This is a genomic window from Leuconostoc falkenbergense (genome assembly GCF_045801155.1).
In the GTDB taxonomy this organism is placed as follows: Bacteria; Bacillota; Bacilli; order Lactobacillales; family Lactobacillaceae; genus Leuconostoc; species Leuconostoc falkenbergense.
Genome location: NZ_CP174386.1, coordinates 807,107 through 824,687 on the forward strand (window position 1 = coordinate 807,107; position 17,581 = coordinate 824,687).

Genomic DNA, 17,581 nt, shown 5'->3' on the forward strand with positions numbered 1-17,581 from the left:
CAAGGATGATAGATACGATTGGTGAAGTGTAGGCTTTTACCCAAATTTTCTAGAACCAAGCAGGTGACTAACTTGCTTGGTTTTTTGTATAAAGAGGGAAAATATGCGTAATTTTTTGAATATAAATACACTAAGTGAAAAAAATGTGTTTCAATTAGTTAAACGAGCGATTGCGTTGAAGTCTGGGGACACACCCAAACACTTGCCAATAACGGCTGTGAATTTATTTTTTGAAAATTCAACACGAACGTATAGTAGCTTTCAAATGGCTGAGAATCGTCTTAATTGGCAAAAAATCATTATTAATCCTCAGACAAGCTCAATGACTAAAGGTGAAAGTTTAATTGATACATTGAAAACTTTAAAGGCAATTGGTGTTGATGTTGCAGTCATCAGGCATTCTCAGAATGCTTGGTATAAAAATCTATTGACAGTCACTGGTCATGATTTGCCACAACTAGTTAATGCTGGTGACGGTAGCGGGCAGCATCCTTCCCAAAGCTTATTGGATTTAGTCACAATTTATGAGGAATTTAGTCGATTTAAAGGGTTGAAAATTCGAATTGTTGGCGATTTAGCCCACTCACGTGTTGCACGTTCAAATGCTGAAATTTTGAATAATTTAGGGGCAACATTAACTTTCAGTGGACCAGATAGTTGGCGCCCCGATGATTTTACGACATTTGGCACTTATACAGATATTGATGATAATTGGTCGAATCAAGATGTGGTGATGTTCTTACGTGTACAGCACGAAAGAATTACGCAGACAGAAAATCAATCATTTTCCAGTAGACAATATCACGAGCAGTTTGGGTTGACACAAGATAGATATGAACGATTAAAAAGCACGGCAATTATCATGCATCCAGCACCAGTTAATCGTGATGTAGAAATTGCTGATGAACTAGTAGAAGCACCACAATCTAGAATTTTTGAACAGATGACAAATGGTGTGTTTGCCAGAATGGCTATTTTAGAATATGTAACGGAGAATGATTAATGACAGTTATCAAAAATGCTAAAGTTTTGCTAAATGATGAACTAGTACAACGCGATGTCCAGTTTAAAGATGGCAAAATCGTTGCCATCTCAAAAGTTATCGATGAGACCAACGATCAGTATTTTGACGCGAAACAAGCGTTTTTATCCGCAGGATTAATTGATGTTCATGTCCATTTTCGGGAACCAGGGTTTGAGTATAAGGAAACCATTGCAACTGGTTCTAAGGCTGCTGCGCGTGGTGGCTTTACGACAGTCATTGCGATGCCTAATCTTAATCCAGTGCCAGATAATCCGAAACTATTGGTGGATCAAATTCAACGAAATACCGACAACGGTTTGATTCATATTGCGCAGTATGGCGCTATTTCTGCTAATTTGACGGCAACTAAAATTTCTGATATTAAAGGGATGGCTGAGGCGGGTGCAACCGCGTTTACTAATGATGGCAAAGGTGTTCAGACAGCTGACACCATGTTGCAAGCGATGCAAGCAGCAGCATCAGTCAATAAACCGTTAGCAGCTCATCTTGAAGATGATAGTTTATTACACGGTGGCGTTATGAATGCTGGTGCAACGGCACAAAAATTAGAACTGCCAGGCATTACAGGATTGGCTGAAAGTACACAATTAGCGCGTGATTTGGTTCTGGCAAAAGCAACGGGTGTACATTATCATGTTGCCCATATCTCGACGAAAGAATCAGTGGCCTTGGTTCGTATGGCAAAATCAGCAGGAGTTAACGTGACAGCTGAAGTATCGCCACACCATCTGTTGTTAGCAGATGACGATATTAAAAGTGACAATGCTTTGTTTAAAATGAATCCGCCACTGCGTTCTCAAGCAGATAGAGAGGCCCTAATCTCTGGATTACTGGATGGTACCATTGATATGGTTGCTACTGATCATGCGCCACACGGGAGCGAGGAAAAATCAAAACCATTCCGTGAATCACCTTTTGGAATTACTGGGATTGAAACAAGTTTTCAATTGCTCTACACACATCTTGTTAAAAGTGGTGTGATGACTTTAGCTACACTAATGAAACGCATGGTTGCTTCACCAGCAGAAGCTTTTCAACTGAAAGCACCAACTAATATTGCAGTTGGCGAAGCAGCGGACTTGGCCCTATTTGATTTAGAGCATGAAAGTGACATTACTGTTGATGACTTTGAATCGTTAGGTAAAAATTCGCCTTTTGTTGGTTGGCGAGTATTTGGTAAAACATTGGCAACTTGGGTTGATGGTGAAATAGTTTACGAGGATCAAACAAAATGAAAAAAAGATATTTGGTTTTAGAGAATGGTTCAATTTATGAAGGTGAAGCTTTTGGTGCGGATGTTGACGTGATGGCTGAGTTAGTGTTCAACACAGGTATGTCTGGTTATCAGGAATCAATTACTGACTTATCATACCGCGGCGAAATGATTGTTTTCACTTATCCTTTGATTGGTAACTATGGTGTTAATCGTGATGATTTCGAAAGCCTGCGTCCAGCTGCCTCAGCAATTGTTGTGCATGAAATTGCTCGGCGACCAAGTAATTGGCGTCAAATGATGAGTTTACCGGAATGGGCAGAAAAAAGTGGTATGCCAGGCATTAGCGGGGTTGACACCCGAGCTTTAACCAAAGAGTTACGTGATTTTGGTGTCATGAAGGCTGCGCTAGCAGATGAAGTCAATGAAGAAACATTAAGTGCTCTGAAAAATTTTCAATCGTCAAAAACCATGGTCGCTGATGCCACTACAAAAACGCAATACCAAAATCCAACTGATGGTGTATCAATTGCACTAATTGATTTTGGTTTAAAAAATTCAATTTTACGTTCTTTGGCTAAGCGTGGTGCCAATGTGATGGTTTTTCCAGCTGATGTAGCCGCTGAAACAGTTTTGGCAGCTAATCCGGATGGTATTTTGTTGTCAAATGGACCAGGGGATCCGCAAGATGCTGCCTATGCTATTCCAACGATTCAAGCACTTGAAGAAAAGGTACCGCTGATGGGGATTTGCTTAGGGCATCAGTTGTTTGCCCTTGCAAACGGTGCAGAGACCTATAAATTAAAATTTGGTCATCGTGGCTTTAACCACGCTGTCCGTCATCTATCAAAAGAACGTTTGGACTTTACTTCTCAAAATCACGGTTATGCGGTTGATCGTGATAGCCTAGCTAACACTGATTTAGTGGTGACTCATGAAGAAATCAACGACCACACGGTTGAGGGGTTGCGTTTGAAAAATCATCACGCTTTCTCGGTTCAGTTTCATCCAGATGCTGCACCAGGTCCACACGATGCAGAATACTTGTTTGACGATTTTCTAACAATGATTGCAGATGCAAAAAAGGAGACAACTCAAAATGCCTAAACGTAACGACATCAAAAAAGTGTTGGTAATTGGTTCAGGTCCCATTGTGATTGGGCAAGCAGCTGAATTTGACTATTCGGGTACACAAGCTGCTTTGAGTTTAAAAGAAGAGGGTTATGACGTTATTCTGGTTAATTCTAATCCAGCAACAATCATGACTGACTCAGAAATCGCCGATAAAGTTTATATTGAACCGCTGGCACTTGATTTTATCGAACGTATTTTGCGTAAAGAACGACCAGACGCAATTTTACCAACATTAGGCGGTCAAACTGGCCTAAATATGGCTAAAGACTTGTCTGAAGCGGGCATTTTAGATGACTTAAATATTGAACTATTAGGCACTAAACTTTCGGCTATTGAAGAAGCTGAAGATCGTGAAGAATTTAAGGATTTAATGGAACGTCTACATGAACCAATTCCAGAATCAACAATTGCCACGACGGTTGAAGAAGCTATGGCATTTGCTGACGAACATGGCTACCCTGTCATTGTACGTCCCGCGTACACTTTAGGTGGTACTGGTGGCGGAATTGCAGAAAGTCATTCGGAATTGCTAGCGATTGCGGCCAATGGTTTGGAGTTATCCCCAGTTACACAGGTTTTGATTGAGCGCTCAATTGCTGGGTACAAGGAAATTGAATTTGAAGTGATGCGTGATGCAAATGACAATGCGTTGGTAGTGGCTTCAATGGAAAATTTTGATCCAGTCGGTATTCATACGGGCGATTCAATTGTGACGGCGCCAGTTCAAACTTTATCAGACCGTGAAGTTCAAATGATGCGTGACGCAGCTTTGAAAATTATTCGTGCTCTAAAAATTGAGGGTGGCGTTAATATTCAGATGGCGTTAGATCCGAAATCTTACAAATATTACATTATTGAAGTTAACCCACGTGTTTCAAGATCATCAGCTTTGGCTTCCAAAGCAACCGGTTATCCTATTGCTAAGATGGCTGCCAAAATTGCAGTTGGTTTGACACTAGATGAAATTATCAATCCGGTGACTGGTACAACGAAAGCAGAATTTGAACCAGCACTAGATTATGTCGTTGTGAAAATTCCGCGTTGGCCTTTTGATAAATTTAGTTCAGCTGATCGTCGACTTGGCACTCAAATGAAGGCGACAGGAGAAGTTATGGCTATTGGTCGTAACATGGAAGAAGCTTTGTTAAAGGCTGTCCGTTCTTTGGAAATTGGTGCTGTTGGACTTGATGATGTGACCTTTGATAATTTGTCAGATGAAGCGTTGATGCAAGCGCTCATGCCAGCGCGAGATGATCGTTTATTTATGATTGCTGAACTATTACGTCGTGGTATTTCACTCGAATCTATCCATGATAAAACCTTGATTGATGAATTTTTCTTAGATAAAGTATTGCATATTATTGAAATTGAGCAAGAATTAGCAGAGCATGTCAATGATGTTGATTACTTGCATTATGCTAAAAAGAATGGTTTTGCTGATGCCACGATTGCAAAAATTTGGCACCAGTCAATGTCAGAAATACGACAACTTCGCCATTCAAATCACTTGTTACCTGTGTATAAAATGGTTGACACCGTAGCGGCTGAATTCGAATCGAAAACACCATATTACTATGCTACCTATGAAAAAGAGAATGAATCGGTTGTTTCTGATAAAAAAAGTGTGATTGTTTTAGGGTCAGGTCCCATTAGAATTGGTCAAGGTGTGGAATTTGATTACGCAACTGTACATGCGGTGAAAGCAATTCAGCGCGCAGGATATGAAGCGATTATTATGAATTCTAATCCTGAAACGGTTTCTACGGATTTTTCTGTGTCTGATAAATTGTATTTTGAACCTTTAACATTAGAAGATGTTTTGAATGTGATAGATTTAGAACAGCCTATTGGTGTCGTCGTGCAATTTGGTGGGCAAACTGCTATTAATTTGGCGCAACCGCTCACTGATAATGGTGTTCAGATTTTGGGAACAACGGTTGAAGATTTAAATCGTGCTGAAGATCGTGAAGCATTTGATCAAGTGATTAAACAACTCGCATTACCACAACCAGTGGGGAAAACAGCTACAACTGTTGCTGATGCTTTGAGTGCAGCTCAAGAAATTGGTTTTCCAGTCCTCATCCGACCATCTTATGTTTTGGGTGGACGAGCAATGGAAATTGTGTCATCTGACGAAGAACTAAAAGACTATATGCAGCGTGCGGTCAAAGTTTCTAATGATCACCCAGTATTGATTGACTCATACCTCGTTGGTCAGGAAGCCGAAGTGGATGTCCTATCAGATGGTGAAACTGCTGTAATTCCTGGTATTATGGAGCATATTGAACGTGCTGGTGTACATTCTGGTGATTCAATGTCAGTATATCCGCCACAATATTTGTCACAAAAAGTGCAACATGAAATGGTTAACGCGGCCATTAACTTAGCTAAATCATTGAACACAGTTGGCTTAATGAATGTGCAATTTGTTATCCATGAAAATACAGCCTACGTGATTGAAGTTAACCCTCGTGCCTCGCGTACAGTGCCATTTATTTCAAAAGTGACCCATCTGCCATTGGCACAATTAGCTACTCGTGTGATGTTAGGTGAAAAATTGGCTGATATGGGATTTGAAACAGGTCTTGTGCCAGCCGATGACATGGTTCATGTCAAAGCACCCATCTTTTCATTTACTAAATTGCCAGATGTTGATTCATTGCTTGGACCTGAAATGAAGTCAACTGGGGAAGTCATGGGTTCAGATACAACTTTACCAAAAGCGTTGTATAAAGCCTTTGTTGCTTCAAATATTAAGGTACCGCAGTATGGTAACGTGCTTTTCACAGTCGCAGATGCTGACAAGGAAGAAGCGCTGACCCTAGCTCAACGATTTAACGATCTCGGATTTGCAATCTTTGCTACCGCCGGTACAGGTAGTTACCTCGCAGCTAATGCGTTACCAGTCGAAATCTTAGATAAAATTTCAGAATCTGATAACAATTCAGTTGTTGCATTGCGTGAACAAAAATTGCAAATTGTCATCAATACCACCCAAGCTGATGAACGTGCAGAGAGTGATGGGCGATTAATTCGAAATGCAGCCATCGAAAATGCCGTGCCATTGTTTACGGCACTGGACACAGTTAAAGCGTTTTTGGAAGTCCTAGAGTCACGTAGCTTTACAGTTAAAGAAATGCAATAATAATAAAGAACTAATAAAAACAGCCTGAGAGCTGTTATTAGGAGAAAAAATGAACAATCGTTTAGCAGTCAATTTGCCTGGTTTAAGTCTTAAAAATCCTATTATGCCATCATCTGGTTCAGTGTATTATGGACTTGACGATGTCTACGAAGTCGAGCGTTTGGGCGCTTTAGTTACTAAAACAACCACTCTGGATGAACGAGCAGGCAATCCTCAACCTTGGATTATCAACACGCCCGCTGGTATTTTGAACTCAGTTGGTTTGGCAAATCCCGGTGTTAACAAAGTGATTAAAGAATTTTTACCAAAAATAGCGGAAAAATATAGCAATTTACCGGTAATGTCTTCAATTGCCGGTGAAACAGTGCAAGATTATGTTAGGTTAACAAAATATTTTGATAACATTGACACTGTATCTGCAATTGAAGCGAACTTATCTTGTCCAAACGTTGATCGTGGTGGTATAGAATTTGGTGTGAGTGCTGAATCTGCTGCTGAAGTGATTGCTGCCATGCGACAAGTTACTAAGAAACCAATTTATGCCAAAATGTCGCCTAATGTCACTGATATTAAGCCGATTGTGAAGGCAGTTGAACTAGCGGGTGCAGATGGTTTGGTCTTGATCAATACATTAGTCGGGATGAGTCTTGATTTGGCTAAACGTGAGCCGAGTTTAGCGAGAGGAATTGGTGGCTTATCAGGTACAGCTATTCATCCGATTGCTGTACGATTTGTTTATGAAGCAGCGCAAACTGTTGATATTCCAATTATTGGGGTAGGTGGTGTTACGCAAGTTGAAGATGCTTTGGAACTTTTGATGGCAGGCGCATCAGCCGTTCAAGTGGGATCTGCAATCGCAACCAATCCAACTGTTATGACAGATATCATTGCAGCACTACCAAAGGCACTTGATAAATATGGATTTGCGGACGTGACAGAAGTAACGCGAACGTTCAAGAAAAGTTGACTACTAAGGGGAAAAAACATGATAAATCGACCAGTTTTTATTGCACTGGACTTTCCAGATGGTAAAACGGCACTAAATTTTTTAGAACCTTTTAAAAAATTAGACCAAAAGCCGGCAATCAAGGTTGGTATGGAATTATTTTATGCAGAAGGACCGGATTTTGTCAGAGATTTACGCCAAAAAGGATTTGATATCTTTTTAGATTTAAAACTTTATGACATTCCCAACACTGTTGGCCATGCAGTTGCAAATATTGCAAAATTAGATATTCAGTATTTAACGTTACATGCGGCTGGCGGGGCTAAAATGATGACTGCTGCAGTTGCTAATAAAGGTCACAACTTAAAAATACTAGCAGTGACGCAATTAACATCTTTTTCTGAAGCTGATGTTCAAGAAATTTCCCAATCGACAGTAACGTTGGCGGAAAGTGTGTTGCACTTAGCAAAAATGGCTGACAACGCGGGTGTGGATGGTACGATTAGTTCGCCTTTAGAAGCTGGTATGATACAAGCTAACACGCAATCAGATTTCTTAACTATCACCCCAGGAATTCGCTTAGCAGGTGATGATGCGAATGACCAAATGCGTGTCACAACCCCTGTCAAGGCAAAACAATTAGGTGCAACGGGACTTGTTGTTGGTCGTTCGATTACTAAAGCTAGTGATCCAGTTGTTGCATACCAACAAGTATTGAAAGAATGGAGTCTTTAAATGACAGATTATGCAAATGAAGTTGCCAATGATTTACTTGAAATTGGTGCGGTTAAATTTTCACCGGAGGCGCCGTTCACATGGGCGTCGGGTATTAAAAGTCCGATTTACACTGATAATCGCATGACAATTGGTTTTCCAAAGGTTCGAGAAAACATTTATTGTGGATTAACAGAATTAATCAAAGCGTCATATCCTGATGTTGAAATTATTGGCGGTGTTGCCACTGCAGGCATTCCACACGCAGCTTGGGTGGCAGATCAATTAAAAAAACCAATGATTTATGTACGATCAAAACCAAAAGATCATGGTGCAGGTCGCCAAACAGAGGGGGCAAACGTTACAAATCACAAAGTAGTGCTGATTGATGATTTGATTTCAACGGGCGGCTCAGTATTGGCTGCAGCAAAAGCAGTTGAAAACGAAGGTGGCAATGTTTTGGGCATTGTGTCCATTTTTTCATACGAACTGCTGTCTGGTGTAAAAAATTTTGAAAGTGCTAATCTAACCTTTAAATCGTTGACAACTTATTCACAATTAATGGCATTGGCTGTTAGTCGAGGAGACCTAGCTGCGGACCAGATTGAGACATTAAACGAGTGGAAAAAGCAACCAGAAAAATGGCAAGCAAACTAAAAAAAATCGACATTACGTCGATTTTTTTTAGTATATTGCGTCTCGATAAAGACCAATAACCTTACCAAGAATGGCAACTTGCTTTAAAATAATTGGTGCCATTGCATCGTTTTCAGGTTGCAATCGATAATGATCTGCTTCGCGGAAAAAGCGTTTTACAGTTGCTTCGTCGTTGTCATTCATTGCAACAACAACGTCGCCATTATCAGCATTTTCTTGACGACGGACAATGACTTTGTCACCATCTAGAATACCAATATTGATCATTGATTCGCCATGAACATTGAGCATAAACAAATCACCATCAAATTGCATTAGGTTGTCAGGAATCGGGAAAAATTCTGTTGCCTCTTCTTCAACGGCCAAAATTGGTGTTCCTGCTGTTACAACACCGAGAACAGGAATTTTACCAGGTGTAATTGAAACACCCAGCATTTCTAGACCAGCATCTGTGATTTCAATGGCACGTGCTCTTGGTTTTGAAGCATCTTTTAAGAGATATCCTTTTTTAACCAAACGCTCGATATGACCATGAATCGTAGAAGAGGAAGACAGACCAACCGCTTCGCCAATTTCTCTAACAGTGGGGGGGAAACCGTTAGTTGATTGGGCCTCATGTATAAATCTTAAGACTTGTATTTGTTTGCTTTCTTGAATAATTGCCATGATGGGGTTCCTACTTAATAATTAGTAACTCAATTATACCCAAAAAACACGAACAAATCAAACACGTGTTCGTTAATTTTAGAAAATGTCAAATAAGTCGCCGTGAAAATTTATAATTTCTTTAGAAACTATATGATTTTTAGTGGATTTCTGTGTAAAAAAAAGCTAAAAAGCAAACTTATTAACTTCACTTTTTGGATGGCATGCACTAACCGGCTGTGATATAATTGTTATCAGACATTCGATGAGGAGAAAAAACATGAGTACAGGACTTGTAATCTTGATTGCAGTTTTGGCCTTGGCGATTGGTTTGGCTGGTGGTTTCTTCTTGGCACGTAGTTCAATGAAAAACTATTTGGCTAAGAATCCACCAATTTCTGAAGAAATGATGAAGTCAATGATGATGTCAATGGGTCAAAAGCCATCACAAAAAAAGTTAAATCAAATGATGGCTCAAATGAAACAGCAAAGTGCAAATGCGCAAAAAAAATAAGCTTAGCGCTTATTTTTTTTGTATTCTTTTAGGATCAATATATTGCCAATCAGGATTGATTTCATCATCTAGTTTATCAAAAGCTGCTTGCATGATGTCAGTATATTTGGCAATGTTTTCAGCATTCAATTTATCGGCGCGCTCAATGTAGATTGGCTCTCCAAAATTAATTGTGGTATTATGACGTTTAAAGAGCTGGCTAAACTTCACTGGGCCCTGGTATACCGCCGGTACAATTGGCTTTCCGGCCATACGCGCGATTAATAATGAGCCGGACTTCAAGTCGTCACTGTGACGAGAACCTGAAGGAAACATGATTAATGATCTTTTACCACTTTTGAGTTCTCGTACAGGGTATTTGATGACACTTGGGCCAACGTTTTCGCGATCAACTGGGAAAGCGCCAGCAGACTTAATGAGCCAAGCAAGAGGCTTGAATTTAAAAAGTTCGATTTTCGCCATGAAAATAAAGTGTTTGGGGTACGCAGCCACCGCGTACCAAACAGGGTCCCACCATGTGCGGTGTGGACCAACTAGGACATAATTGTCATCTTTAGGTAGTTTGTCGCGGTTCATATAGGTAATGCGGCCGTTGATAGTCCAAATAATAGCCACGGCAACACCACGAAGAAAGTCGTAAAATTTCATATTTATTCACCTCATAAACGAAATCAAATTTAATTTTACCGAGAAAAGGGAAGAAACGCAAATGACAGAGCCAAGTTTAACAGCCGGCGAACGGATTGATGGTTTACCATCTCAAAATATTAGAATTATTCAAAATCCAGATATGTTTTCATATTCACTTGATGCCATTTTACTAGCACATTTTGCAGATGTTAAAGGTAAAGGCCGGGGACATGCTGTTGATTTGGGTGCTGGCACTGGGGCGGTGGGGTTATTTTATGCGCCAAAAGTGAGTGGCCGCGTCACATTAGTCGAAATCCAGCCTGAATTGGCAGCCATGGCGCAGCGAAGTATTGATTTGAATGGTATGTCTGATCGTGTAAGTGTACTACAAAAGGATATGAAAAATATTTTTGAGGACATCAAACCGGGATCTGTCGAAACTGTGCTCAGTAACCCACCTTATTTTCCTTTAAATGACACCACGAAAACCAATCATGATCATCACTATGAGTTAGCTCGCCACGAATTAACAATCGACTTGCCTAATTTAGCTCAAATTGCTAATAAATTACTGAAAAATAATGGTAAATTCTATATGGTTCATCGACCAGACCGTTTGGCAGATATTTTTGCAGCTTTTGCCAAACGAAAACTTATGATTAAGCGGGTTCAATTTGTCTATGGTAAGGCAGGTCGTGAGGCAAATATGGTTTTAGTTGAAGCGATTAAATCAGGACGTCCAGGCGGTGTACGAATTTTGCCGCCGCTGATTGCATACGACGAGACTAATGATTATACACCCGAAATGAATAACATTTTGTATGGCAAGGCTTGGTAATAATGAAAGCATATTTTTTTTACGTTTTATATACTTCGGATGGCTATTTTTATGGTGGTTTTACAGATAATGTCATGCGTCGCTTAGCAACACACGAAGCGGGAAAGGGTGCTAAATTTACACGTGTTAAGTCCCGCCATCCACTTCAATTGATTTATCAGGAATCATTTGAAACTAAAAGTGATGCATTAAAGGCAGAGGCAGCTTTTAAAAAGCTGACACGACCTCAAAAAGAAATGTTTTTATTGGCACACAAAGTAACTAAAGTATGGCAATAAAGTCCTTGCTAAACAAATAAAAATACCGTATAATTTATCTTGTTGTGGAAAACAACAAATACACACGACAAACGAGAACACGTAGGTGCAGTGATGTCAGCGTGAACCACGAATTTGTCGGCGGAAAAACCTAGGAGGCCATATCATGGCAGTTATTTCAATGAAAGAACTCCTCGAAGCAGGAGTACACTTCGGTCACCAAACACGCCGTTGGGACCCAAAGATGGACGAATATATCTTTACAGAACGTAATGGTATTCACATCATCGATTTGCAAAAGACAGTTAAGTTGGTTGATGAAGCCTATAACTTCATCCGTAATGCTTCAACTGACGGTGCAAATGTTTTGTTTGTTGGTACAAAGAAGCAAGCTTCTGATGCTATTGCTGAAGAAGCAACACGTGCCGGTCAATATTACATCAACCACCGTTGGTTGGGTGGTACTTTGACTAACTGGAACACGATTAAGACACGTATCCAACGTTTGAAGGATTTGCAAGCAATGGCCGAAGATGGTACATTTGAGCAATTGCCTAAAAAAGAAGTTGTTTTGCTAAACAAGCAACGCGAAAAGTTGGAAAAGTTCTTGGGTGGTATTCAAGACATGCCTGGATTGCCAGATGTTTTGTTTGTCGTTGATCCTAAGAAAGAAGAAATTGCCGTTAAGGAAGCTAACATGTTGAACATTCCTGTTGTGGCAATGATTGACACAAACGCTAATCCAGATGTTGTTGATGTTAAAATCCCAGCCAATGATGATGCTATTCGTGCCGTTCGCTTGATTACTGCCAAGATGGCTGATGCCGTTATCGAAGGTCGTCAAGGTCAAGATTCAGCACCAGAAGACGCATTTGTTGAAGGTGACGAAAATACAGAATCAATCGAAGAAATTGCTAACATTGTTGAAGAAGGCAATAACTAATTATATGATTTAAAAATACCGTTCCTTGCGAACCTGTTTGGGACGCGGAATGGTATTTTAGTATGTTATAATTAAAATACATTAAATTATTTTAGAGGAGCACTATAATGGCAATTACTGCTGCACAAGTAAAGGAACTACGTGATAAGACATCTGTTGGTATGATGGATGCTAAGAAAGCATTGGTCGAAGCTGATGGCGACCTAGACAAGGCAATTGACTTATTGCGTGAAAAGGGCATGGCTAAAGCCGCTAAAAAGGGCGATCGTGTTGCCGCAGAAGGTATGACAGCTGTTGCTGTTAAGGACAATCGTGCTGCAATTATTGAATTAAATTCAGAAACAGATTTCGTTGCTGGTAACGCAGAATTTAACGAATTGTTGCGTGCTGTTGCTAATACAATTGTTGAATTCGCACCAGCTGATGTTGAAGCTGCTTTGGCACTTGAAGTGGAAGCTGGTCAAACATTGAACGACAAAATTGTGGGTACAACACAAATCACAGGTGAAAAGATTACTTTACGTCGTTTCACAGTTGTTGAAAAAGCTGACTCAGAAAACTTTGGTTCATATTCACACTTGGCCGGTTCAATCTCTGCATTAGTTGTTGTTGATGGTGCTTCTGAAGCAGCTGCTAAAGATATTGCAATGCACGTTGCCGCTATTGCACCACAATATGTTTCAGATGATCAAGTACCAGCAGAAGTTGTTGCCAAGGAAAAAGAAGTACAATTGGCTTCAGAAGATTTGGCAGGTAAGCCAGACAACATCAAAGAAAAGATGGTTGATGGTCGTATCAAAAAGTTCTTGGCAGAAATCTCATTGTTGGATCAACCATTCGTTAAAAATGGTGATCAAACAGTCGCTCAATTTATTGCTTCACAAAATGGTTCGGTAAAGTCATTTGTTCGTTACCAAGTCGGTGATGGGCTTGAGAAAAAAGTGACAGATTTAGCTGAAGAAGTTGCTAAGCAACTAGGTTAATTGATTTTTCAGTGTGGGATGATTGTTATCTAGTATTGATTAATCTCCACCATTATTTATATGAAAAGCGCGTTGTTGTTGATAACGCACTTTTTTTTCGGAATTTTTGCCTGATTTTTGATATAATTGTATAAGCAAATAAAAGAGGTTAGACATGACTGATATTAAGTACAAACGTGTTTTGATTAAGTTGTCAGGTGAGGCTTTGGCTGGTGAAAAGGGACAAGGCATTGACCTTGCCGTTGTGTCAGCTATTGCCGAAGAACTGAAAGAAGTTCACGATTTGGGAACTCAGATTGCAATTGTTGTTGGTGGTGGCAACTTGTGGCGCGGAGAACCAGCTTCTAAAGTTGGTATGGAACGCTCACGTGCTGATTACACGGGTATGTTGGGAACTACGATGAACGCCCTAGTATTGCAAGATGCCTTAGAACGTTCTGGCGTTCAAACACGCGTTCAGACAGCGATTACTATGCAACAAATCGCAGAACCATATATTCGTGGACGTGCCATACGTCATTTAGAAAAGGGACGTATTGTTATTTTCGCCGCCGGTACTGGATCACCATACTTCTCTACCGACACTACCGCAGCATTGCGCGCTAACGAAATCAATGCTGATGCTATTTTGATGGGTAAAAATGGCGTTGATGGTATCTATGATTCAGATCCTAATAAAAACGCTGATGCTGTTAAATTTACAGAATTGACTCACTTGGAAATTTTGCAAAAAGGGTTGAAGGTAATGGATTCAACGGCAAGTTCTCTTTCAATGGATAATAATATGCCATTGGTCGTGTTCAATCTTAATACACCTGGTAATCTCAAGCGTGTTGTGCTTGGTGAACCTATTGGAACCACAGTAACGGGAGAAAAATAATGACTTTTGATTTAACAAACGCTAAAGAGCGGATGCAAGGGGCACAGGAAGCTTTACAACGTGAATTGGCAAATATCCGTACAGGTCGAGCTAATCCAAATATTTTGAATCGTATTGAAGTTGAGTATTATGGTGCCATGACACCCCTAAATCAAGTGGCGTCAATTTCGGTGCCAGAAGCACGTATTTTGCTGATTACACCTTTCGATAAAAGTGCTTTGGAAGCAATTGTTCATGCAATTAATGTGTCAGATCTTGGGTTGAATCCTGCTTCCGATGGTAACATTGTGCGTTTGGCGATTCCGCAAATGACAGAAGAACGTCGTAAAGAATTAGTTAAAGAAGTTAAAGCTGAAGCAGAAAAAGCCAAGGTTTCAGTCCGCAATGTTCGTCGTGACATCATGGATGACATTAAAAAGGATAAAGAAATGCCTGAGGACGACGCTCGCAAGGCAGAAGATCAAACGCAAAAGCTAACTGACGAAAATATTAAAGCAATTGATGGCATTGCAGCTGAAAAAGAAAAAGAATTATTAACAATTTAATTCTTATGTTATACTGAAATAACTTTTAAACTTGGTATTTTACCAAGTTTTTTTGTTTGGAGGGAAAATGTTTAGGCGCTATTTTAAATTTTGGCGAGAGGCGCTTGATTTTCATAGTGGTGCCTATCGATTAGATTTTTTTTGGATTCATGTCGTTAATGATTTAATATTAGCGATTATTGGTTTCGTCACACTGACAGTCAGCAACTCGTTTTGGTTGGTACTGAAAGTTGATGCAGCCGTTCTTATTGTGTTGTTTATTCCAAGTCTTTCGTTGTTCATTAGACGTTTACGCGATACTGGGTTTTCAATTAATCAGGTTATGTTTGTCCTGCTAAGTCCATCGTTACTTTGGATTGCCATTGAGATTTCAATTGAATTGCGTAGCGCAATATTAGTTTTACTTGTCCTATTGATCTATTTTGGATGGCTCGTATTTCTGGTTTCTAGGCGTTCGGCTTATTGGACACCATTGTTATCAAGAATAGAAAAAATATATTATGGTATTGGGTTTGCTATTATGGTTAGTTTGTCCATTGGCTTGCAATTGGCTGCTGGCTCTGTGTTTAGGCAGGATGTTAAAAAAGCACTGGTGCATGCTGTGTTTAAACAACAGAAAGTCGAAAAAAATACAGTGCGAACCACAGAATCTGACGCTAGTAGTAGTGCGGAATTATCTTCATCGACGGAGCGCATACCGTCATCGTCGTCATCAGTCTCATCTAAAATCCCTGATAAATCCGTAGTCGATGTGCCAGATGATTCTGCCACTAAAGCCTATCGGCAATTGCCAGTTGATGTCATAGGGGATTCGGATTTTGGGCATTTTCAGGTCAAGGGTAACTGGCAACAAGACGCGTCATCATTACAATGGCTGCAACAAACGCAACAAGTTATGATTTTAACCAGTACTCAGGGCCAAGGATGGGGTGTTGATTTTTCAAGTTTTTCATTTCAAACGGTCGTAGGACAATCACAGTTAACATTGTCTAATTTTCCGACTATCAATGTTTTGCGTATTGATGGGACCTATGAGTCACCTAATAGTGCTAAGGTGAAGAATATGGCATACCTTGAGTGGCATATGTCTGATGGACATATTCGAGTCATATATGTAATTGCGCCAAGTCAGGCATTGCTTAATCTGATTATTGCAACAATTGGTGAAACATATCAATCACAATAATTTTTAGAAATTCACTTGACGAATACTCTAGCGACGTGTCATAATAACAGTATCAAGTTTGAATCGTGAGGAAACCAAGTGGCGTTGGTGGAGCGACAATAACTATCGAGTGTCGAGTTATAACTCGGAAATCAGGTGGAACCGCGCGTTATAGCGTCCTGATGTCAATTAATTTTGGCATTAGGACGCTTTTTGTGTCCTGAGCAGAAAGGGGTTCGCAAGGGGAACTAATTTAGTTGGTTCATCAAAAATAAAAGAAAAATATCAATTTTATTCGTATAATGTGATGGACACCATCTCATATTTCAAATTACAAAGGATTAAGACATGACAGATACAAAGTTATCATTACAAGATATTATTTTGACATTGCAACAATATTGGGCAAAACAGGGTGCAAATTTAATGCAGGCCTATGATAATGAGGTGGGTGCAGGAACACAGTCACCTTACACTTTTTTGCGTGCAAATGGCCCAGAACCATGGCATGCTGCTTATGTACAACCATCACGCCGTCCCGCTGATGGACGTTATGGTGACAATCCAAATCGTCTTTTTCAACATCATCAATTTCAGGTTGTGATGAAACCTTCGCCTGCAAACATCCAAGAACTTTATTTGGGATCACTGGAGGCACTTGGCATTAAACCATTGGAACACGACATTCGTTTTGTTGAGGATAACTGGGAAAACCCTTCAATGGGTGCTGCTGGTATTGGTTGGGAAGTTTGGTTAGACGGCATGGAAGTGACCCAATTTACCTATTTCCAGCAAGTTGGTGGTATTGAAGTTGACTCTGTCACTGCTGAAGTCACATATGGACTGGAACGCTTAGCATCATACATTCAAGATGTGCCGACGGTATATGATTTAGAATGGGGCAATGGCGTGTTATATGGGGATATTTTTAAAGAACCTGAATACGAACACTCAAAGTACGCTTTTGAGGAATCTGATCAAGCTATGCTACTCAAGCATTTTGATGAATTTGAAGCGGAAGCCACACGTTTACTTGCGTCAGGACTTGTTCACCCAGCCTATGATTATATCTTAAAATCATCGCATACTTTTAATTTACTAGATGCACGAGGTACAGTATCTGTCACTGAACGTGCTGGTTATTTACACAGAATTCGTACTATGGCTCGAAAAGTTTCGAAAGTGTTTATCGAAGAACGTGCAAAACTGGGATTTCCACTGCTGAAAGATGAACAGTTACGCGATAAGTATCTTGGTGAAAATGGCAAATATGCAATCAAAAAAGCTTAACGAAAGTTAATGTTGAAAACCATGTACTCCCATCCTA

18 protein-coding genes are annotated in these 17,581 nt (G+C 40.0%); 16 read left to right on the plus strand and 2 right to left on the minus strand.

The window, feature by feature from the left end; translation table 11 throughout:
- Nucleotides 1-103 precede the first annotated feature (103 nt).
- From ACI3ES_RS04000 to pyrE, 7 genes are read left to right on the plus strand one after another with little or no spacing between them, the layout of a single operon-like run.
- Complete coding sequence (locus tag ACI3ES_RS04000) at nucleotides 104-1,003, plus strand: aspartate carbamoyltransferase catalytic subunit (protein WP_036067651.1); 900 nt, start codon at nucleotides 104-106, stop codon at nucleotides 1,001-1,003.
- Complete coding sequence (locus ACI3ES_RS04005; RefSeq protein ID WP_114666620.1) at nucleotides 1,003-2,280, plus strand: dihydroorotase; 1,278 nt, start codon at nucleotides 1,003-1,005, stop codon at nucleotides 2,278-2,280. The genes ACI3ES_RS04000 and ACI3ES_RS04005 overlap by 1 nt, the downstream gene beginning before the upstream one ends.
- Nucleotides 2,277-3,365 carry a carbamoyl phosphate synthase small subunit gene (locus ACI3ES_RS04010; RefSeq protein WP_114666621.1) on the plus strand — a complete coding sequence of 363 codons (1,089 nt, stop codon included), beginning with the start codon at nucleotides 2,277-2,279 and terminating at the stop codon, nucleotides 3,363-3,365. The genes ACI3ES_RS04005 and ACI3ES_RS04010 overlap by 4 nt, the downstream gene beginning before the upstream one ends.
- On the plus strand, nucleotides 3,358-6,537 hold the full coding sequence (carB, locus tag ACI3ES_RS04015; protein WP_407632027.1) for a carbamoyl-phosphate synthase large subunit: 3,180 nt from the start codon (nucleotides 3,358-3,360) through the stop codon (nucleotides 6,535-6,537). The genes ACI3ES_RS04010 and carB overlap by 8 nt, the downstream gene beginning before the upstream one ends.
- 49 nt (nucleotides 6,538-6,586) lie before the next feature.
- Nucleotides 6,587-7,504 (plus strand): dihydroorotate dehydrogenase, encoded by a 918-nt coding sequence (locus tag ACI3ES_RS04020; protein WP_114666623.1) that lies wholly within the window; start codon nucleotides 6,587-6,589, stop codon nucleotides 7,502-7,504.
- 18 nt (nucleotides 7,505-7,522) lie between these two features.
- Nucleotides 7,523-8,218 carry an orotidine-5'-phosphate decarboxylase gene (pyrF, locus tag ACI3ES_RS04025; RefSeq protein WP_114666624.1) on the plus strand — a complete coding sequence of 232 codons (696 nt, stop codon included), beginning with the start codon at nucleotides 7,523-7,525 and terminating at the stop codon, nucleotides 8,216-8,218.
- Entirely contained in the window at nucleotides 8,219-8,854 is a 636-nt protein-coding gene (pyrE, locus tag ACI3ES_RS04030; protein WP_407632028.1) for an orotate phosphoribosyltransferase, read from the plus strand.
- A 27-nt stretch (nucleotides 8,855-8,881) separates the two neighbouring features.
- On the opposite strand, the gene lexA is transcribed toward pyrE, so the two are convergent.
- The gene (lexA, locus tag ACI3ES_RS04035; protein ID WP_036067660.1) at nucleotides 8,882-9,520 is read right to left on the minus strand and encodes a transcriptional repressor LexA; all 639 of its coding nucleotides are present in this window, start codon (nucleotides 9,518-9,520) and stop codon (nucleotides 8,882-8,884) included.
- Nucleotides 9,521-9,779: 259 nt separating this feature from the next.
- On the opposite strand from lexA, the gene ACI3ES_RS04040 reads away from it, so the two are divergent.
- Nucleotides 9,780-10,013, plus strand: coding sequence for a YneF family protein (locus ACI3ES_RS04040; protein WP_036067662.1), 234 nt, complete (start codon nucleotides 9,780-9,782; stop codon nucleotides 10,011-10,013).
- Nucleotides 10,014-10,022: 9 nt separating this feature from the next.
- Here ACI3ES_RS04040 and ACI3ES_RS04045 read toward each other — a convergent pair whose 3' ends face one another.
- The gene (locus tag ACI3ES_RS04045) at nucleotides 10,023-10,661 is read right to left on the minus strand and encodes a 1-acyl-sn-glycerol-3-phosphate acyltransferase (protein ID WP_114666626.1); all 639 of its coding nucleotides are present in this window, start codon (nucleotides 10,659-10,661) and stop codon (nucleotides 10,023-10,025) included.
- Nucleotides 10,662-10,722: 61 nt separating this feature from the next.
- Here ACI3ES_RS04045 and ACI3ES_RS04050 point away from each other — a divergent pair, with 61 nt between their 5' ends.
- The 8 genes from ACI3ES_RS04050 (at nucleotide 10,723) to glyQ (ending at nucleotide 17,544) form a co-directional block, all read left to right on the plus strand.
- Nucleotides 10,723-11,481 (plus strand): tRNA1(Val) (adenine(37)-N6)-methyltransferase, encoded by a 759-nt coding sequence (locus ACI3ES_RS04050; RefSeq protein ID WP_114666627.1) that lies wholly within the window; start codon nucleotides 10,723-10,725, stop codon nucleotides 11,479-11,481.
- Between the two features lie 2 nt (nucleotides 11,482-11,483).
- A complete protein-coding gene (locus ACI3ES_RS04055) occupies nucleotides 11,484-11,759 on the plus strand; it encodes a GIY-YIG nuclease family protein (protein ID WP_142511518.1) in 276 nt (91 codons plus the stop codon).
- A 145-nt stretch (nucleotides 11,760-11,904) separates the two neighbouring features.
- Complete coding sequence (gene rpsB, locus ACI3ES_RS04060; RefSeq protein ID WP_004912281.1) at nucleotides 11,905-12,681, plus strand: 30S ribosomal protein S2; 777 nt, start codon at nucleotides 11,905-11,907, stop codon at nucleotides 12,679-12,681.
- Nucleotides 12,682-12,788: 107 nt separating this feature from the next.
- Nucleotides 12,789-13,664 carry a translation elongation factor Ts gene (gene tsf / locus ACI3ES_RS04065; protein ID WP_004912278.1) on the plus strand — a complete coding sequence of 292 codons (876 nt, stop codon included), beginning with the start codon at nucleotides 12,789-12,791 and terminating at the stop codon, nucleotides 13,662-13,664.
- A gap of 154 nt (nucleotides 13,665-13,818) precedes the next feature.
- The gene (gene pyrH, locus ACI3ES_RS04070; RefSeq protein WP_004912275.1) at nucleotides 13,819-14,544 is read left to right on the plus strand and encodes a UMP kinase; all 726 of its coding nucleotides are present in this window, start codon (nucleotides 13,819-13,821) and stop codon (nucleotides 14,542-14,544) included.
- Entirely contained in the window at nucleotides 14,544-15,089 is a 546-nt protein-coding gene (gene frr, locus ACI3ES_RS04075) for a ribosome recycling factor (protein ID WP_114666628.1), read from the plus strand. Before pyrH ends, frr begins: the two co-directional genes overlap by 1 nt.
- A gap of 67 nt (nucleotides 15,090-15,156) precedes the next feature.
- The gene (locus ACI3ES_RS04080) at nucleotides 15,157-16,275 is read left to right on the plus strand and encodes a DUF805 domain-containing protein (protein WP_114666629.1); all 1,119 of its coding nucleotides are present in this window, start codon (nucleotides 15,157-15,159) and stop codon (nucleotides 16,273-16,275) included.
- 327 nt (nucleotides 16,276-16,602) lie between these two features.
- The gene (gene glyQ, locus ACI3ES_RS04085; protein ID WP_114666630.1) at nucleotides 16,603-17,544 is read left to right on the plus strand and encodes a glycine--tRNA ligase subunit alpha; all 942 of its coding nucleotides are present in this window, start codon (nucleotides 16,603-16,605) and stop codon (nucleotides 17,542-17,544) included.
- Nucleotides 17,545-17,581: the final 37 nt, after the last annotated feature.